The organism is Actinomadura sp. NPDC000929, assembly GCF_040492065.1.
In the GTDB taxonomy this organism is placed as follows: Bacteria; Actinomycetota; Actinomycetes; order Streptosporangiales; family Streptosporangiaceae; genus Spirillospora; species Spirillospora verrucosospora.
Genome location: NZ_JBEUPA010000190.1, coordinates 1 through 14020 on the forward strand (window position 1 = coordinate 1; position 14020 = coordinate 14020).

The 14020-nt window shown below is 72.8% G+C and carries 13 protein-coding genes; 4 read left to right on the forward strand and 9 right to left on the reverse strand.

Features of this window, described 5'->3' with window-relative positions; genetic code table 11:
* Positions 1–29: 29 nt before the first annotated feature.
* Both ABWI04_RS38095 and ABWI04_RS38100 read right to left on the reverse strand, forming a co-directional pair.
* Entirely contained in the window at positions 30–2792 is a 2763-nt protein-coding gene (locus tag ABWI04_RS38095; protein WP_353835412.1) for an ABC transporter substrate-binding protein, read from the reverse strand.
* Positions 2792–4453, reverse strand: a complete 1662-nt coding sequence (locus ABWI04_RS38100) for a serine/threonine protein kinase (RefSeq protein WP_345178493.1) — start codon at positions 4451–4453, stop codon at positions 2792–2794. Before ABWI04_RS38100 ends, ABWI04_RS38095 begins: the two co-directional genes overlap by 1 nt.
* Positions 4454–4957: 504 nt before the next feature.
* Between ABWI04_RS38100 and ABWI04_RS38105 the strand changes: the two genes are divergently transcribed.
* Together ABWI04_RS38105 and ABWI04_RS38110 are read left to right on the forward strand one after the other, a co-directional pair.
* Positions 4958–5254: a DUF4193 domain-containing protein gene (locus ABWI04_RS38105; protein ID WP_117404125.1), complete on the forward strand. Its 297-nt coding sequence runs from the start codon at positions 4958–4960 to the stop codon at positions 5252–5254.
* Between the two features lie 52 nt (positions 5255–5306).
* Complete coding sequence (locus ABWI04_RS38110) at positions 5307–6125, forward strand: hypothetical protein (RefSeq protein WP_345178492.1); 819 nt, start codon at positions 5307–5309, stop codon at positions 6123–6125.
* Between the two features lie 219 nt (positions 6126–6344).
* Here ABWI04_RS38110 and ABWI04_RS38115 read toward each other — a convergent pair whose 3' ends face one another.
* Positions 6345–6632 (reverse strand): DUF4235 domain-containing protein, encoded by a 288-nt coding sequence (locus tag ABWI04_RS38115; RefSeq protein ID WP_179836389.1) that lies wholly within the window; start codon positions 6630–6632, stop codon positions 6345–6347.
* A gap of 128 nt (positions 6633–6760) precedes the next feature.
* Between ABWI04_RS38115 and valS the strand changes: the two genes are divergently transcribed.
* Entirely contained in the window at positions 6761–9286 is a 2526-nt protein-coding gene (gene valS, locus ABWI04_RS38120; RefSeq protein WP_353835413.1) for a valine--tRNA ligase, read from the forward strand.
* A 120-nt stretch (positions 9287–9406) separates the two neighbouring features.
* Positions 9407–10294 (forward strand): metal-dependent hydrolase, encoded by an 888-nt coding sequence (locus tag ABWI04_RS38125; RefSeq protein WP_353835414.1) that lies wholly within the window; start codon positions 9407–9409, stop codon positions 10292–10294.
* A gap of 34 nt (positions 10295–10328) precedes the next feature.
* Here ABWI04_RS38125 and ABWI04_RS38130 read toward each other — a convergent pair whose 3' ends face one another.
* The 6 genes from ABWI04_RS38130 to ABWI04_RS38155 all read right to left on the reverse strand — a co-directional run.
* Positions 10329–11654: a cytochrome P450 gene (locus ABWI04_RS38130; RefSeq protein WP_449718779.1), complete on the reverse strand. Its 1326-nt coding sequence runs from the start codon at positions 11652–11654 to the stop codon at positions 10329–10331.
* A 34-nt stretch (positions 11655–11688) separates the two neighbouring features.
* Positions 11689–12378, reverse strand: coding sequence for a YidC/Oxa1 family membrane protein insertase (locus tag ABWI04_RS38135; RefSeq protein WP_353835417.1), 690 nt, complete (start codon positions 12376–12378; stop codon positions 11689–11691).
* A gap of 49 nt (positions 12379–12427) precedes the next feature.
* The gene (locus ABWI04_RS38140) at positions 12428–12811 is read right to left on the reverse strand and encodes a DUF6412 domain-containing protein (protein WP_345178482.1); all 384 of its coding nucleotides are present in this window, start codon (positions 12809–12811) and stop codon (positions 12428–12430) included.
* The gene (locus ABWI04_RS38145; RefSeq protein ID WP_345178481.1) at positions 12808–13362 is read right to left on the reverse strand and encodes a hypothetical protein; all 555 of its coding nucleotides are present in this window, start codon (positions 13360–13362) and stop codon (positions 12808–12810) included. Before ABWI04_RS38145 ends, ABWI04_RS38140 begins: the two co-directional genes overlap by 4 nt.
* Positions 13363–13380: 18 nt before the next feature.
* A complete protein-coding gene (locus ABWI04_RS38150) occupies positions 13381–13548 on the reverse strand; it encodes a hypothetical protein (protein WP_345178480.1) in 168 nt (55 codons plus the stop codon).
* Positions 13536–14020: hypothetical protein (locus tag ABWI04_RS38155; RefSeq protein ID WP_353835418.1), on the reverse strand; the 485-nt coding region annotated here is incomplete at its 5' end. The genes ABWI04_RS38155 and ABWI04_RS38150, both read right to left, overlap by 13 nt.

Genomic DNA, 14020 nt, shown 5'->3' on the forward strand with positions numbered 1-14020 from the left:
CCGCGACCTGAGCGCGGCGGCCGCCGCTGCTACTTGAGCGCGGCGGCCGCCGCGGTGGGGTCGCCGTCGTAGTCCGGCTCCAGCCCGACGTACTTGCCGGGCCGGACCATGGCGACCCGGACGTCGTTCAGCAGCGGGATGAGGGCCATGTCGTCCAGCGCCACCTTCTCGGCCTGCTTGAACAGGCCGGTCCGGTCCGCCGGCGTCGGCGTCCTGAGCGCCCTGGAGATCGTCCCGTCGAAGGTGGCGTTCCTCCACTTGCCCAGGTTGTAGAAGCCCGTGTCGCTCGTCTCGCCGCCGCCGAGCAGCGGCCACAGCATCGTGTAGGCGCCCGGGTAGTCGGGCCCGTACGGCAGGAAGGCCAGCCCGGACGCGTCCTTGGACATGACGTCGTCCCGGTACTTCGTGAACTCGGCGACGGGGTAGGACTTCATCTCGACCTGCACGCCCAGCACCGACTTCAGCTGCGAGCTCACGACCGCCGCCAACCGCTGGTCGACGGGCGACTGGCGGTAGTACAGCCGAACGGTCGTGCCGCTGGTCAGCCCGGCCTGCGCGGCCAGCATCTTCGCCTTCTCGAAATCCGTTCCGTCGCAGGACGGGCAGACGCCGCGCCGGCCGAACCCGGGAATCGGCGCCGGGACGATGCCGTAGGCGGGCTTGGGAAAACCGCCGAGCGCCAGGCTGAGCTTGCTCCGGTCGAGCGCGTAGGAGACGGCCTGCCGGGCCTCCCTCGACTTCATCGGGCCCTGGGCGGTGATCGGGACGAGCATCCGGGTGAACGGCGCGGGACGGGCGACCAGGCCCGTTCTCGGGGTCGAGGCCAGATCCTCGGTGCCCACCGCGTACCAGTCGGTCTGCCCGGCCGTGTAGGCGGTGCGCCCCTTGGCGGAGTCGTCGGTCAGCATCACCGTGACGCCGTCCAGCTTGGTCTTGCCGAACGCCCAGCGGTCGTTGCGGACGAGCGAGACCGACGCGCCCTTGGTGTAGTCCCGCAGCTTGAACGGGCCGTTGCCGACGGGGCGGGTGTTGAACGCCGCGTTGTCGACCTTGCCCGCCTCCTCGGGGACGGGCATGAACGCCGGTTCTGACAGCCGGTCCGCGAAATCGCAGTTGGGAGAGGTGAGCGCGACTTCGAGCGAGGTGCCCGACACGACCTTGACCCCGGACAGCGAACCGGTCCCGCCGTCGGACACGGAGGAGTACCCCTCGATGTCGGTCATCAGGTAGGACGCGGGACCGGTCTTGTCCGCGGCGCTGCGCGCCCAGCCGCGGGCGAACGCCTGCGCGTCGACGGTCTCGCCGTTGCTGAAGCTCGTCCCGTTCCTGAGCGTGATGGTCCACCTGCGGCATTCGGCGTCCGGCCTGATCGCCGTCGCGAGCCGGTTGCGGGCGGCGCCGTCGGCGCCGACCTCGGTCAGGCCGGTGAACAGCTGCTTGCTGAGGAACCGCTCGGTGCCGCTGAGGGCGCGGGAGGGGTCGAACCCGCCGTCGGTGGCGGTCGGCGTCGGCATCGCGACGGGCAGCGTCCCGCCGACCCGTCCGCCGGTGGCCGTCGTGCCCTGGTCGCCGTCTCCGCGGAACTGGACCCAGGCCACGGCGGCGGCGAGAACCAGCACGGCCAGCACGGCGCCTCCCGCTCCGGCGAGAACGCCGATGTGGGGACCCTTCCTCCCTCCGGACGGCTTCGTGAAGTCGACCCCTTGAGAGGAGACGGACGGCCATGTGGCGGGCGTGTTCCCGTTGGGCGGCGGGGCCGGTGACGGCCACCCCGCGCCGGGCAGGGGCGGCGGCGCGTGCGGCGGCGTGTGCGGCACCGAAGGGTGCGGCACCGGCGGGGCGGCCTGGAAGGGCGCCGGCGTCTGCGTCCGCAGCCGTGCGGACTCGGTGGCCGCCGTCTGGGCGCCCTGGGTGAGCATCAGGGCGTCCTGGGCGGGGCCCGGGGCGTCGGGCTGCTGCGCGCCCGCCGGCTGCGGGAGGCTGCCCGCGAGCGCCAGCAGGTGCGCCAGGACCTGCTGGGAGGCGGGACGCAGCGCCGGGTCCTTGCTGAGGCAGTTCGCCACGATGCCGCGCAGCGGATCGGGAAGGTCGCCGAGGTCGGGCGGCAGGTTCAGGATGCGGTGCATCACCGCGGGGATCGAGTCCTGCCCGAACGCCGGCCGCCCGTTCGCCGCGTACGTCATCGTGGCGCCCCAGGCGAACACGTCGGCGGCGGGCCCGACCATGGCTCCGGAGATCTGCTCCGGCGCCATGTAGGCGGGGGTGCCGACCGCCGTGCTCGACATGGTGCCGGTGGCGTCCAGCGCCCGCGCGATCCCGAAGTCGATCACGCGCGGGCCGTCCGGCGCGAGCAGCACGTTGGCGGGCTTGAAGTCGCGGTGCACGACCCCCGCCTGGTGGATCGCGGCGAGCGCCGTCATCGTCCCGATCGCCAGCCGGTCCAGGTCGGCGCCGCGCCGCGGGCCGTCCTGCGCCAGCACCCGCGACAGCGCCGGCCCGTCGATGTACTCGCTGACGATGTAGGGGCGGTCGCCCTCGACGTCGGAGTCCAGGACGCGGGCCGTGCAGAACGCCGACACCCGCTTGGCGACCGCGACCTCGGCCGCGAACCGGGAGCGGGCCTTCGGGTCGCCGCTGAAGCGCGCGTGCAGCAGCTTCACGGCGACCCGGTGGCCCGGCTCGTCCTCCCCGAGGTAGACGGCGCCCTGCCCGCCCTCGCCGAGCAGACCGGTCAGCCGGTACGCGCCGAGGCGGGAGGGATCGCCCTTGCGGAGGGGGGCGACCTCGGTCATTACTTGGACACGGTCCCGTACGCGGTCGCGGTCGTCTCGGACTGGAGCTGGCGCCACTCCCACCGCATCGTGGTGCCGCCGGAGGACGGGACGAACGTGACGTACCCGGAGGCGCACTCCTTCGGGTCCATCCCCGCCATCGGCGTCTCCCGGTACTGGACCCTGGCGCTGTTCTCGTCGCCGGACAGCAGCGAGAGCCGGGTGTAGCAGGTGTCCTGGGCACCGGACGGATAGGTGTACGTCGCGACGCCGCTGGAGTACAGCAGCGAGAACTTGACGTTGAAGGAGGTGTGGCCGGATTCGGCGCCCGGCTGGTACCCGTTGCCGGTCCAGTTGCCGAGCAGGCCCCCGGTGGTGCTGCCGGTCGGGCTGTCGGTCGGCGTGTAGGTGTTCGGCGGCGAGTAGGTCGGCGTCGGCGGGTCGTCGTCGCTGTTGGCGCCGATGACGGCGAGCACCACGACCACCAGGATCACGATCAGCGCGAGCGCGCCGCACCCGATCGCGATGATCGGCCCGGCGGAGCTGGACCGCTTCGGCGGCTGCCCGTACTGCGGCGGGCCGGGCGGCATCGGCATCCGGGGCTGCGTCTGCGGCGGGGGCGGCATCGCCCCGCCCTGGTACATCGGCATCGGCGGCGGCGTGATCGGCTGCTGCGGATGCCCGGCGGGGCCGGGCATTCCGCCCTGGTGCAGCGGCATCGGCGGCGGGGTGATCGGCTGCTGCTGCGGCTGGGGCCGCGGCGCCGGGGGCACCGGGGGCGGCGGCGGAAGCTGCGAGGCGATCCGGGTGCCCTGGTTGAGCAGGTCCTCCTGGCCGCCGCCCTGGTTCGCGGGCGCGGCGCCGACATGGCCGAGCAGGTTCAGCAGCAGCTGCGCCGCCGGGGGGCGCAGGCCCGCGTCCTTGGACAGGCAGCGCCCGATCATGTCGCGCAGCGGCCCCGCGGGCAGCGCCGACAGGTCCGGCTCCTCGTTGAGGATCCGGTTGATGATGACCGGCAGCGTGTCGGCCTCGAACGGCGACTGCCCGGTGCCGGCGAACACCATGGTCGCGGCCCAGGCGAAGATGTCCACCGCCGGGGTGAGCGGCGCGCCGGTGAGCTGCTCGGGCGCCAGGTAGCCGGGCGTGCCCACCACCATGCCGGTCGCGGTGACGGCGCTCTCCTGCGAGTTGACCGTCCGCGCGATGCCGAAGTCGACGACGCGCGGGCCGTCGGAGGCCAGCATGACGTTGTTCGGCTTGAAGTCGCGGTGCACGATCCCGGCCTCGTGGATGGCCGCGAGCGCGGTCACCGTGCCGATCGCGAGCCGCTCCAGCTCCGCCGCGCCGCGCGGGCCGTCGTGCGCGACGACGTCGTGCAGGGAGGGCCCGTCGATGAACTCGCTGACGACGTAGGGCTGGTCGCCCTGGACGTCGGCCTCCAGGACCCGGGCCGTGCAGAAGGGCTCGACCTTCTGCGCCGCCGCGACCTCGCGGGTGAACCGTGCGCGTGCGGCCGGATCGTTGGCCATCTGCGCGTGCAGCAGTTTGACGGCGACGTACTCGCCGTTCGGCGCCTTGCCCAAATAGACGGCGCCCTGGCCTCCGGCGCCCAACCGTCCGATGACCTCGTACCGTCCGAGTGCCCTAGGATCGCCCGGCTCCAGCGGAGCGGCATCCGGCATCTGACCCTCCCGTGACCCGCAGTGATGTCCGCGACATTGTGCGCCGGACCCGCTCGCGGGGCCCCGTGCCGGCGATCGCCGGGCTGACCCCCGCAGGGGATCCGCCCCCAACCTCAGGCGGGCACGATATCGCGTTAGTTCTGACGTTTCACTGATGTATCCGGTTCGGTGTTCCGCCTGCCGGGTACGGCCGTCCCGGCGCACCGGGGCGGCCGGTGCGCACAACGCCTCCGGGACCGATATGATCCCGCCGCCGCGGGAACCCCGGCAGGCGCCGCGGCCCCCGGAACGGGGCCGTGTCTCCCGCCGGGTATGTGATGGATGACACAGTGCGAGGGAAGAGTCGGGTGATGGGTGTCACTCGTGGGAACGGTCGCGCCTCGTGTGTCGCAGGTCACCAACCGTGACAGAATTTCCCGCCCGGATCGGGCACAAGAACGGCCCCCCGAGCGTTAGATCCGCGCGACGGGGCGCATAAAGCACTGAGGGGGATGGAGACAGAAGATGGCGACCGACTACGACAGCCCACGCAAGACAGACGACGACCTGAGCGAGGACAGCCTCCAGGAGCTCCAGGCACGCCGTGCCGACAAGGCGGCGAGCATCATCGACGAGGACCTGGACGCCGGCGAGGTCGCCGAGCTGCCGGGCGCCGATCTGTCGAACGAGGAGCTCACCTTCCGGGTGGTGCCTCGGCAGGCCGACGAGTTCACCTGCACGCGCTGCTTCCTGGTCCACCACCGCAGCCAGCTGGCCACCGAGAAGAACGGCCAGCCGGTCTGCCGCGAGTGCGCCGCCTGACCGGCGGCGGACACGGGGTGACGGGACGAGGGCGCGTGACGGGAGAGGCCGGGTGACGGGAGAGATCGAACCGCGTGGTGGCGAGGTGGAGCCGGCGCGCGGCGACGGCTCCACGGAGCTGGGCGAGCTGATCGGCCGGCTCGCCTCCGACGAGGACATGGACCGCGAGACCCGCGGCCGCCTGCTCGGGCGACTGGCCAGACTGCTCGGCCAGAGCGCCCGGAAGGTGGGGGCCGCGGGTGTCGCGCGCGGCAGGTGGCTCGCCGACCTGCTGCTCGCGGCGGCGCCGCACATCCCGATCCGCGATCTGGAGACCCTGCAGGCCCACCACCACGGGCTGATGGGCGAGGAGCTCGCCGACCGGATCGTCAAGGCGGCGGGCAACGCCACGACCGCCGTCGGCGCCGCCGGAGGCGCGCTGGCCGCGGTGGAGTTCGCCGCCCCGCCGCTGCTGCTGACCGCGCCCGCCCAGCTCGCCGCCGAGACGCTCGTCGTCGCGGCGATCGAGGTGAAGATGATCGCCGAGTTGCACGAGGTGTACGGCGTCAGCGTCCAGGGATCCGGCACCGCGCGCGGTGCCGCGTTCGTGACGTCCTGGGCCCGGCAGCGCGGCATCAACCCCCTGGAGGGCGGCACCCTCACCAGCGCCCTCGGCACGGCCGCCAAGAGCGCGCTGCGCCGGCGCATGCTCCGCGTCTTCGGCCGGAGCCTGTCCACCATGGGCCCCCTGCTCACCGGCGCCGCGGCCGGCGCCGCTCTCAACCGCTCCGCGACCAAGGGGCTGGCCCTCAAGGTCCGCAACGACCTGCGGGAGATCGCCGGCTCCCTGCCCCCGCTCCCCGGCGACCAGCCCCGTCGCCTGGACTCCTAGCCGGCCGCCCACCCCCTGGCGGCACGCGCGAGTGTCGAGGAGGCGGCGCGTCACTCGTGGCGCGCCCGTCTCCGTGCGCCTGAACATCCCGGGGCGCCTGAGCTTTCAGGCGACCCGGACCAGCGAGAACGCGTCGTGGCCGGTCCCTCCGATCAGCGGAGGAGCCGGCCACGACGCGCATGGCCTCCGGCCGGGGGCGGGCCCCCGGCGCGGGACGTCCTAGACGTCGGCCTTGAGGTTCTGCGGGAGCTGGCCGGTGCCCTTGGCCCACTGGTGGGCGGCGGCCCGGGTGGCGAGCAGCCGCGCGACCTCCATGCCGACGCCCATCACCACGGCCCACCCGATCGCCTCGGCCAGCGCCACGTCGGGGGACTCGGGGTTGGTCGGGGGCTCCTTGCCGGTGCTCTTCTTCCAGGCCAGCGTGATGACTTTCTTCGCGACGAAGCCGCCCGCGAATGCGGCCGCTCCGGCCATCACCCGCCAGCCGATGTCGCCCTTGTCCGCCATGTTGGTCCTCTCTCGTCCTGTCGTCTCCGACGCTACCGGAACGGCCCGCCCCCGGAGGGGAAGGCGATCACCGCGTCGGCGCCGGTAATCGGCATGCGACCCGGGCCGATGTCAATACGATTGGCCCCATGACAGAGCAGCCGCGTACTCCGCACGTCCCTCCGAAGCCATCCCTGGACGGCCTGGAGGACAGATGGGCACGCGTCTGGGAGGACGAGGGAGTCCACCGCTTCGACCGCACCCGGCCGCGCGGCGAGGTCTACTCGATCGACACCCCGCCGCCCACCGTGAGCGGATCCCTCCACGTCGGCCACGTCTTCTCCTACACCCACACCGACACCGTCGCCCGGTACCACCGCATGCGCGGTCGGGCGGTCTTCTACCCGATGGGCTGGGACGATAACGGCCTTCCGACCGAGCGCCGCGTGCAGAACCATTTCGGCGTCCGATGCGATCCGTCCCTTCCCTACGACCCCGACTTCGAGCCTCCCGCCAAGCCCGACCCGAAACGCCAGCAGCCGGTCTCGCGGCGCAATTTCATCGAGCTGTGCGAGCGCCTCACCGAGGTCGACGAGAAGGCCTTCGAGGAGATGTGGCGCCGCGTCGGCCTGTCGGTCGACTGGAGCCACCTCTACACCACCATCGGCGCCACCGCCCGGACGGCTTCCCAGCGCGCGTTCCTGCGCAACCTCGCCCGCGGCGAGGCGTACGTCTCCGAGGCGCCGACGCTGTGGGACGTCACGTTCCGCACCGCCGTCGCGCAGGCCGAGCTCGAGGACCGTGAGCACCCCGGCGCGTTCTACCGGATCCGGTTCCACGGCGACCAGCGCCCCGTCTACATCGAGACGACGCGGCCGGAGCTGCTTCCCGCCTGCGTCGCGCTGGTCGCGCACCCGGACGACGAGCGGTACCAGGAGCTGGTCGGGACGACCGTGCGCACGCCGCTGTTCGGCGTCGACGTCCCGGTCGTCGCGCACCGGCTGGCCGACCCCGGCAAGGGCTCCGGCATCGCGATGATCTGCACGTTCGGCGACGTCACGGACGTCACCTGGTGGCGCGAGCTGGACCTGCCGACCCGCGCGATCATCGACTGGGACGGGCGGCTCGCCGCCGACCCGCCGCAGGGCGTCCCCGCCCGGCCGTACGACGAGCTGGCGGGCAAGACGGTGTTCTCGGCCAAGGAGCGCGTCGTCGAGCTGCTGCGCGAGTCCGGCGACCTGGACGGCGAGCCCCGCAAGATCACCCGGCCGGTGAAGTTCTACGAGAAGGGCAGCAAGCCCCTGGAGATCGTCACCACCCGGCAGTGGTACATCCGCAACGGCGGCCGCGACGAGGGCGTCCGCGCGGAGCTGCTCGCCCGCGGGCGTGAGCTGGAGTGGCATCCGGGCTACATGCGGGCCCGCTACGAGAACTGGGTCGAGGGCCTGAACGGCGACTGGCTGATCTCGCGGCAGCGGTTCTTCGGCGTGCCGATCCCCGTCTGGTACCGGCTGGACGAGTCCGGCGAGCCGGTGTACGACGACCCGATCGTGCCGGCCGAGGACGCGCTGCCGGTCGACCCCTCGTCCGACGTCCCGCCGGGGTTCACCGAGGACCAGCGCGGCCGGCCGGGCGGTTTCGCCGGCGACCCCGACGTGATGGACACCTGGGCCACCTCGTCGCTGACCCCGCAGATCGCGGGCGGCTGGGAGCGCGACGGCGACCTGTTCGCCCGGGTCTTCCCCTACGACCTGCGGCCGCAGGCGCACGACATCATCCGGACGTGGCTGTTCTCCACGGTCGTGCGCTCGCACCTGGAGCACGGCTCGCTGCCCTGGAAGGGCACGGCCCTGTCCGGGTGGATCCTCGACCCCGACCGCAAGAAGATGTCGAAGTCCAAGGGGAACGTCGTCACGCCGATCGACCTGCTGCGCGAGTACGGCTCCGATGCCGTCCGGTACTGGGCGGCGAGCGGGCGCCCCGGCACCGACACCGCGTTCGACACCGGCCAGATCAAGGTCGGCCGCCGCCTCGCCATCAAGATCCTCAACGCGTCGAAGTTCGTGCTCGGGCTCGGCGAGGCGGCCCCGGACGCGCCGGTCACCGAGCCGCTGGACAAGGCGATGCTGGCGGCGCTGGCCGGGGTCGTCGAGGAGGCGACGGAGGCGTTCGAGGGCTACGACTACGCGCGCGCTCTTGAGCGCACCGAGCGGTTCTTCTGGGAGTTCTGCGACGACTACCTGGAGCTGGTCAAGGCCCGCGCTTACGGGGACGGGCCGCAGGCGCTGTCCGCGCGGGCGGCGCTGCGCACCGCGCTGTCGGTGCTGCTGCGCCTGTTCGCGCCCGTCCTGCCGTTCGTGACCGAGGAGGTCTGGTCGTGGTGGCGGCGCGGGTCGGTGCACACGGCCCCGTGGCCGTCCGCCGCCGAGCTGCCGCCGGGCGGCGACCCCGCCGTCCTCGCGGCCACGGGCGAGGCGCTCCGGCAGGTCCGCAAGGCCAAGTCGAAGGCCAGGGCGTCGATGCGCGCCGACGTCTCCCGCGCGGTCGTGCGCGGCTCGCAGGTGACGCGGATCGCGCGTCCCGACCTGGCCGCGGCCGGGCGGATCGCCGACCTGACCCTGGAGGACGCCCCCGCCGCGCTCACCGTCGACGTCGTGCTGGCCCCCGCGACGTAGATCACCCCGGCCGGGCCTTGACGCGGATCCGGCGCACTCCACATATTAGATCGGCAGTCTAATTGGATGCCGCCGCGCGGGACGGAACGAACGGTCCGCGCGGCGCGGGAGGGACACGGGATGAGCGAGATCGACGAGCGGCACCCCGTGATCGCCCCGCGCCGGGTGCGGTTCGACTGGGAGGACACGCCGCTGCACTGGATCCCGGGCGAGCCGGTCGCCACGCACTTCATCAACGTCCTGCACCTGCTGCTGCCCGCGGGCGAGCGGTGGTTCGTGCACGTCTACAAGGAGGCGCTCCCGCTCGTCCGCGACGACGAGCGCCTCTACCGCGAGGTCAAGGGCTTCATGGGCCAGGAGGCCGTGCACGCCTACTCCCACCAGGGCGTCCTGGACCGGCAGATGCGGGAGCAGGGCCTCGATCCGCGCCCGCTCACCGACCGGATCGAGTGGGTGTTCCGGCGGATCCTCGGCGACCGGTGCTGGATCCCGTTCCTGCCCCGCAAGCGCTGGCTGTTCGTGCGGATCGGCGTCATCGCGGGCATCGAGCACTACACGGCGGTGCTCGGGCAGTGGATCCTGGACGCCCGCGAGCTGGACGAGGCCGGCGCCGATCCGACGATGATGGACCTGCTGCGCTGGCACGGCGCCGAGGAGGTCGAGCACCGGTCCGTCGCGTTCGACGTCTACCAGCACGTGGCCGGGCGGTACTGGATGCGGTTCATCGCGTTCTTCCTCGGCGTCCTCGCGCTGCCGCTGATGGTGTACGCCGGGGCGGTGTTCCTGTGCCGGGCCGATCCGACGCTGAAGGGCGTCCGCCCGCGGATCCGCGACTACCGGCGGGCGGTGCGGCGCGGGCTGTTCCCCAGCAACCGGTTCATGATCTCCGCGGGGCGCGCCTACCTGCGGCGCGACTACCACCCGTCCCGCGCGTGCTCGACGCAGCGGGCGCTCGACTACCTCGCCTCGTCGCCCGCGGCGCGGGCCGCGGGCGGCCGGGCGTCCTGAGCCATGTCGCTCACAGGGCCGCTGACAGGGCCGCTCACAGTGTGCAGGGCAGGTGCTTGATGCCGTTGATGAAGTTGGAGTAGAGCATCTGGGGCTCCCCGCTCGCCCGGATGCCCGGGACGCGGGTGAACAGCTCCCGGAACATCACCGTGATCTCCTGCCGGGCCAGGTTCGCGCCCAGGCAGAAGTGCGGGCCGGGGCCGCCGAACCCGACGTGGGGGTTGGGGGAGCGGGTGATGTCGAAGACGTCCGGGTCCGTGAACACCTCCGCGTCGCGGTTCGCGGAGTTGTAGAACAGCAGGACCTTGTCGCCCGCCCGGTACCGCTGGCCGTTCATCTCGTGGTCGCGGGTGACGGTCCGGCGGAACTGGATGACCGGCGTCGCCATCCGGACGATCTCCTCGACCGCCCCGGGGATGCGGGCGTCGAAGTCCTCCATCAGCAGCGCCCGCTGCTCGGGGTTGTCGGTGAACAGCTTCAGCCCGTGCGTCATCGCGTTGCGGGTCGTCTCGTTGCCGGCCACGACGAGCAGGATGAAGAACGAGCCGATCTCCTGGTCGGTGAGCGACTCGCCGTCCACGTTGGCCGAGACCAGCCGCGACACGAGGTCGTCGCCGGGGTGCCGGCGGCGCCTGCGGGCGAGCTTCATCGCCAGGTGGTTCAGCTCGTACCCGGCGGACATCGCCATGAGCAGCCCGTACAGGACGCCGATCCGGGTGATGCCCTCGCGGGTCACGTCCCGGCCGCCGGTGTACTCCGGGTCGCCGAGCCCGAGGATGGTGTTCGTCCGGTCGTACACCATCGGGCGCACCTGCTCGGGGATGCCCATCATGTCGCAGATGACCTGCACGGGCAGCCGCGCCGCGACGTCGGTGACGAAGTCGGCCGACCCCTTGCGCTCCAGGTCGTCGACGATCCGCGTCGCGGTCGCCTGCAGGTCGGTCTCCAGCTTGGCGAGGACGCGCGGGGTGAACGCCCGCGACACGATCCTGCGGATCTTGGCGTGCCGCGGGTCGTCCATGTTGATCATCGAGCCGAAGTAGCGGGCCATGTACCGGGGCAGGTCGGCGATGCTGTTCGAGCACGGCTCGCTGCTGAACACCTCCGGCGTCCGGCTGGCCTCCACCACGTCCGCGTGCCGGGTGAGGGCGTAGTAGCCCGGTCCGGTCCGGATGAACGGCAGCTTGAGCTCGGGGAAGAACGCCGGGCGCTCGCGCTCGCGCAGCCGCGCGAACGCCGCCGCCCGCCGGTCCGGGGGGAGGGTCCAGAAGGCCAGATCGGACAGGTCGTCCTGCGTCGCCCGTGCCGTCGTCGTCACCGCGCACCGTCCTCGGTAGTCAGAACGCCGTTCGGTTGCCATCGAACCCAGCCTTCCGGACCCCCGTCAAGGCCGATCAGGCCGCCGCCGGGGTCCGGCGGTGCAGGACGGCCCGCTCCGCGGCCGTCCACGCCCCGGACGTCAGCAGGTACAGCCCCGCCGCCAGCGGCAGGAACGCCGCCACGGCGACCGTCCCGAACGGCGCCAGCCGCGCGACGGCGCCCATCGGCCCCTCGGCGGTGACCCGCCGCGACGTCACCACCGCGACGACCGCGAGCAGCGCGAACAGGCCGAGGAAGACGAGCGAGGGCGGCGCGAGGAGGCCGCCGCCGAGGACGCCGATCCAGTTCTGCCCGAGCGGCGCCGCGAGCAGCGTGTGCGCGAGCAGCAGGTTCTGGTGCCCGGCGACCGTCGCGGACACGAACAGGCGGTACATGACCATGAAGAACGGGATCTGCGCGACCATCGGCAGGCATCCGGCCACCGGTGTGGCGCCCTCCGCCTCGTACAGCGCGGCCATCTCCCGCTGGAGCCGCCGCGGGTCCTTCGCGTGCTTCTTCTGGAGCGCCTGGACCTTGGGCAGGAGCCGGGTGCGCGCCCGCTCGCCCCTGGCGGCCGAGACCGCCAGCGGGACGAGCGCCAGCCGCACCCCGGCGGTGAACAGGACGATCGCCAGCGCGGTGGCCAGGCCGCCTGCCACCGGGTCGAGGGCGTCCGCGAGACCGCCCACGAGGGAGGCGGCGATGGAGACGGGAATGTCGAACATGAGAGAAGAACCTTCCGGAACGAGGGGATCGGTGGCGTTCCGGCCGCGCTCAGGCGGCCGCGATCCCCGTTCCGGGCGCTCGCGGGCGGGGCCGTCCCGCCGCGTCCGGGTCCCGCTGCGGCAGGAAGGCGGTCCGCAGCGTCCTGTCCCGCAAGGTCGTCCGCACCCGCGCCCGCGCCGCTCCCAGGCCCCGGTGCGCCGCGCGGACCCGCACCGCCGCGAGCACCAGGAGCCCGGCCACGGTCAGCGCGCCCAGCGTGACCAGCACCGACTGCCCCGGCGCCGACCCGGCCCATTCGGCCACCGCGAACCCGCGCAGCAGCGCGAAGACCAGCAGTGACCAGAGCACGACGAGCCTCTTTCCGGTGCGCGGCGGCGAGATGTGATCAGTCTGCCACGGCGGCGCGATGACGATCGCCCGGCTTCCGGTCACAGCAGCAGGAGGGCGAGGGCGGACAGCGAGGCGAGGGCCGCCGCGGTCTTCACGGGCGGCATGCGGACGGCCATCGCGGCGTCCCGGCCCTCGTCGCGGGCCAGGTAGGTGAGGAGGGCGCTCAGCGCACGCCCGGCGCCGAAGGCCGTGCCGGTCAGCACGGTCGTGAGCGGGTCTTCGTGGATCAGGAGCAGGCCCAGGGCCAGGACGTAGGGGGCCGTGGCGGACACGTAGGTGCGGACGCCGGTCCCGAGTTCGAAGCCGAACTGGAGGGCGCCCCTGCGGAGGTGGGCCTGCAGCACGTCCTGGGGGATCTGGCGGGCGTTCTGGGGGAGCGGGACGCGGACCAGTCCGGCTTCGCGCGCGGCCCCCAGCGCGGCGAGGGCCAGGATCGCGGCGGTGCGGACGCCCGGCGGAAGCGGTGCGGAGAGGCCGGACAGCAGCCAGATCACCGTCGCGGTGAGCGTGCCTCCGAGCAGGAGCCCGAGGGTGAAGACGGCCAGGACCTCGCCCTGCCGTACGGGGGCCCGCCAACCTGGCGAGAACAGCACGGATTCGCTGTTGCGCGTTCAGACGCTGCCCGACAGCGAGAATCCGGCGAGCGCGCCGATCGACGCCCAGCACAGGACGGCGGCGTCCAGGGCGGCGGCCGCCACCGACAGGAGCGCGAGGGCGGCGACGGGCAGGAGCGGATCGGTCGTGCCCCGCCGCATCCGCCCCGCGGTCAGTTCTTGCACGCCATCGCCTTGCGGCAGATGGTCTTGTACCAGTTGCCCTTCTTGGACTTCTTCCAGCCGTCATGGCAGCGCCAGGTGACGCCCTTCTTGCAGCTGCCGCAGCTCTTGGCGTAGGCCCAGAGCCAGCCGTCGTAGCCGCCGCCGTAGCACTGGTTGGGGCGCAGCTTGTAGCGGCCGGGATCCGAGACTCCCGATTTGTGGAAGCCCTTGTACTTCCCGCTCGTCCGGCAGCACACGCTGCACACGAGGCTGGGCCCGCAGCCGGGGGAGCAGTTGTGGTTGGCCGCGTACGACGGACAGCGCGGATAGATGTCGTAGTAGCCGACCAGCTGGAAACCCGAGGCGAGCGCCTCGCGCGCGGGCGGGAAGACGCCGAGGGCCTTCAGCCCGGCGGTGGCGCCCGCGGCGGCGAGCCCGGTGAGGACGCTGCGCCGCACCGGCCGGAACCGCGGCCCGTCCGCGGGCGCCGGGC

What these genes read in the sequence shown, in the direction of transcription:
- ABWI04_RS38095 (WP_353835412.1), bottom strand. Translation starts at nt 2,792, where the DNA reads ATGACCGAGGTCGCCCCCCTCCGCAAGGGCGATCCCTCCCGCCTCGGC.
- ABWI04_RS38135 (WP_353835417.1), bottom strand. Translation starts at nt 12,378, where the DNA reads ATGTTCGACATTCCCGTCTCCATCGCCGCCTCCCTCGTGGGCGGTCTC.
- ABWI04_RS38115 (WP_179836389.1), bottom strand. Translation starts at nt 6,632, where the DNA reads ATGGCGGACAAGGGCGACATCGGCTGGCGGGTGATGGCCGGAGCGGCC.
- ABWI04_RS38105 (WP_117404125.1), top strand. Translation starts at nt 4,958, where the DNA reads ATGGCGACCGACTACGACAGCCCACGCAAGACAGACGACGACCTGAGC.
- valS (WP_353835413.1), top strand. Translation starts at nt 6,761, where the DNA reads ATGACAGAGCAGCCGCGTACTCCGCACGTCCCTCCGAAGCCATCCCTG.
- ABWI04_RS38100 (WP_345178493.1), bottom strand. Translation starts at nt 4,453, where the DNA reads ATGCCGGATGCCGCTCCGCTGGAGCCGGGCGATCCTAGGGCACTCGGA.
- ABWI04_RS38125 (WP_353835414.1), top strand. Translation starts at nt 9,407, where the DNA reads ATGAGCGAGATCGACGAGCGGCACCCCGTGATCGCCCCGCGCCGGGTG.
- ABWI04_RS38130 (WP_449718779.1), bottom strand. Translation starts at nt 11,654, where the DNA reads ATGGCAACCGAACGGCGTTCTGACTACCGAGGACGGTGCGCGGTGACG.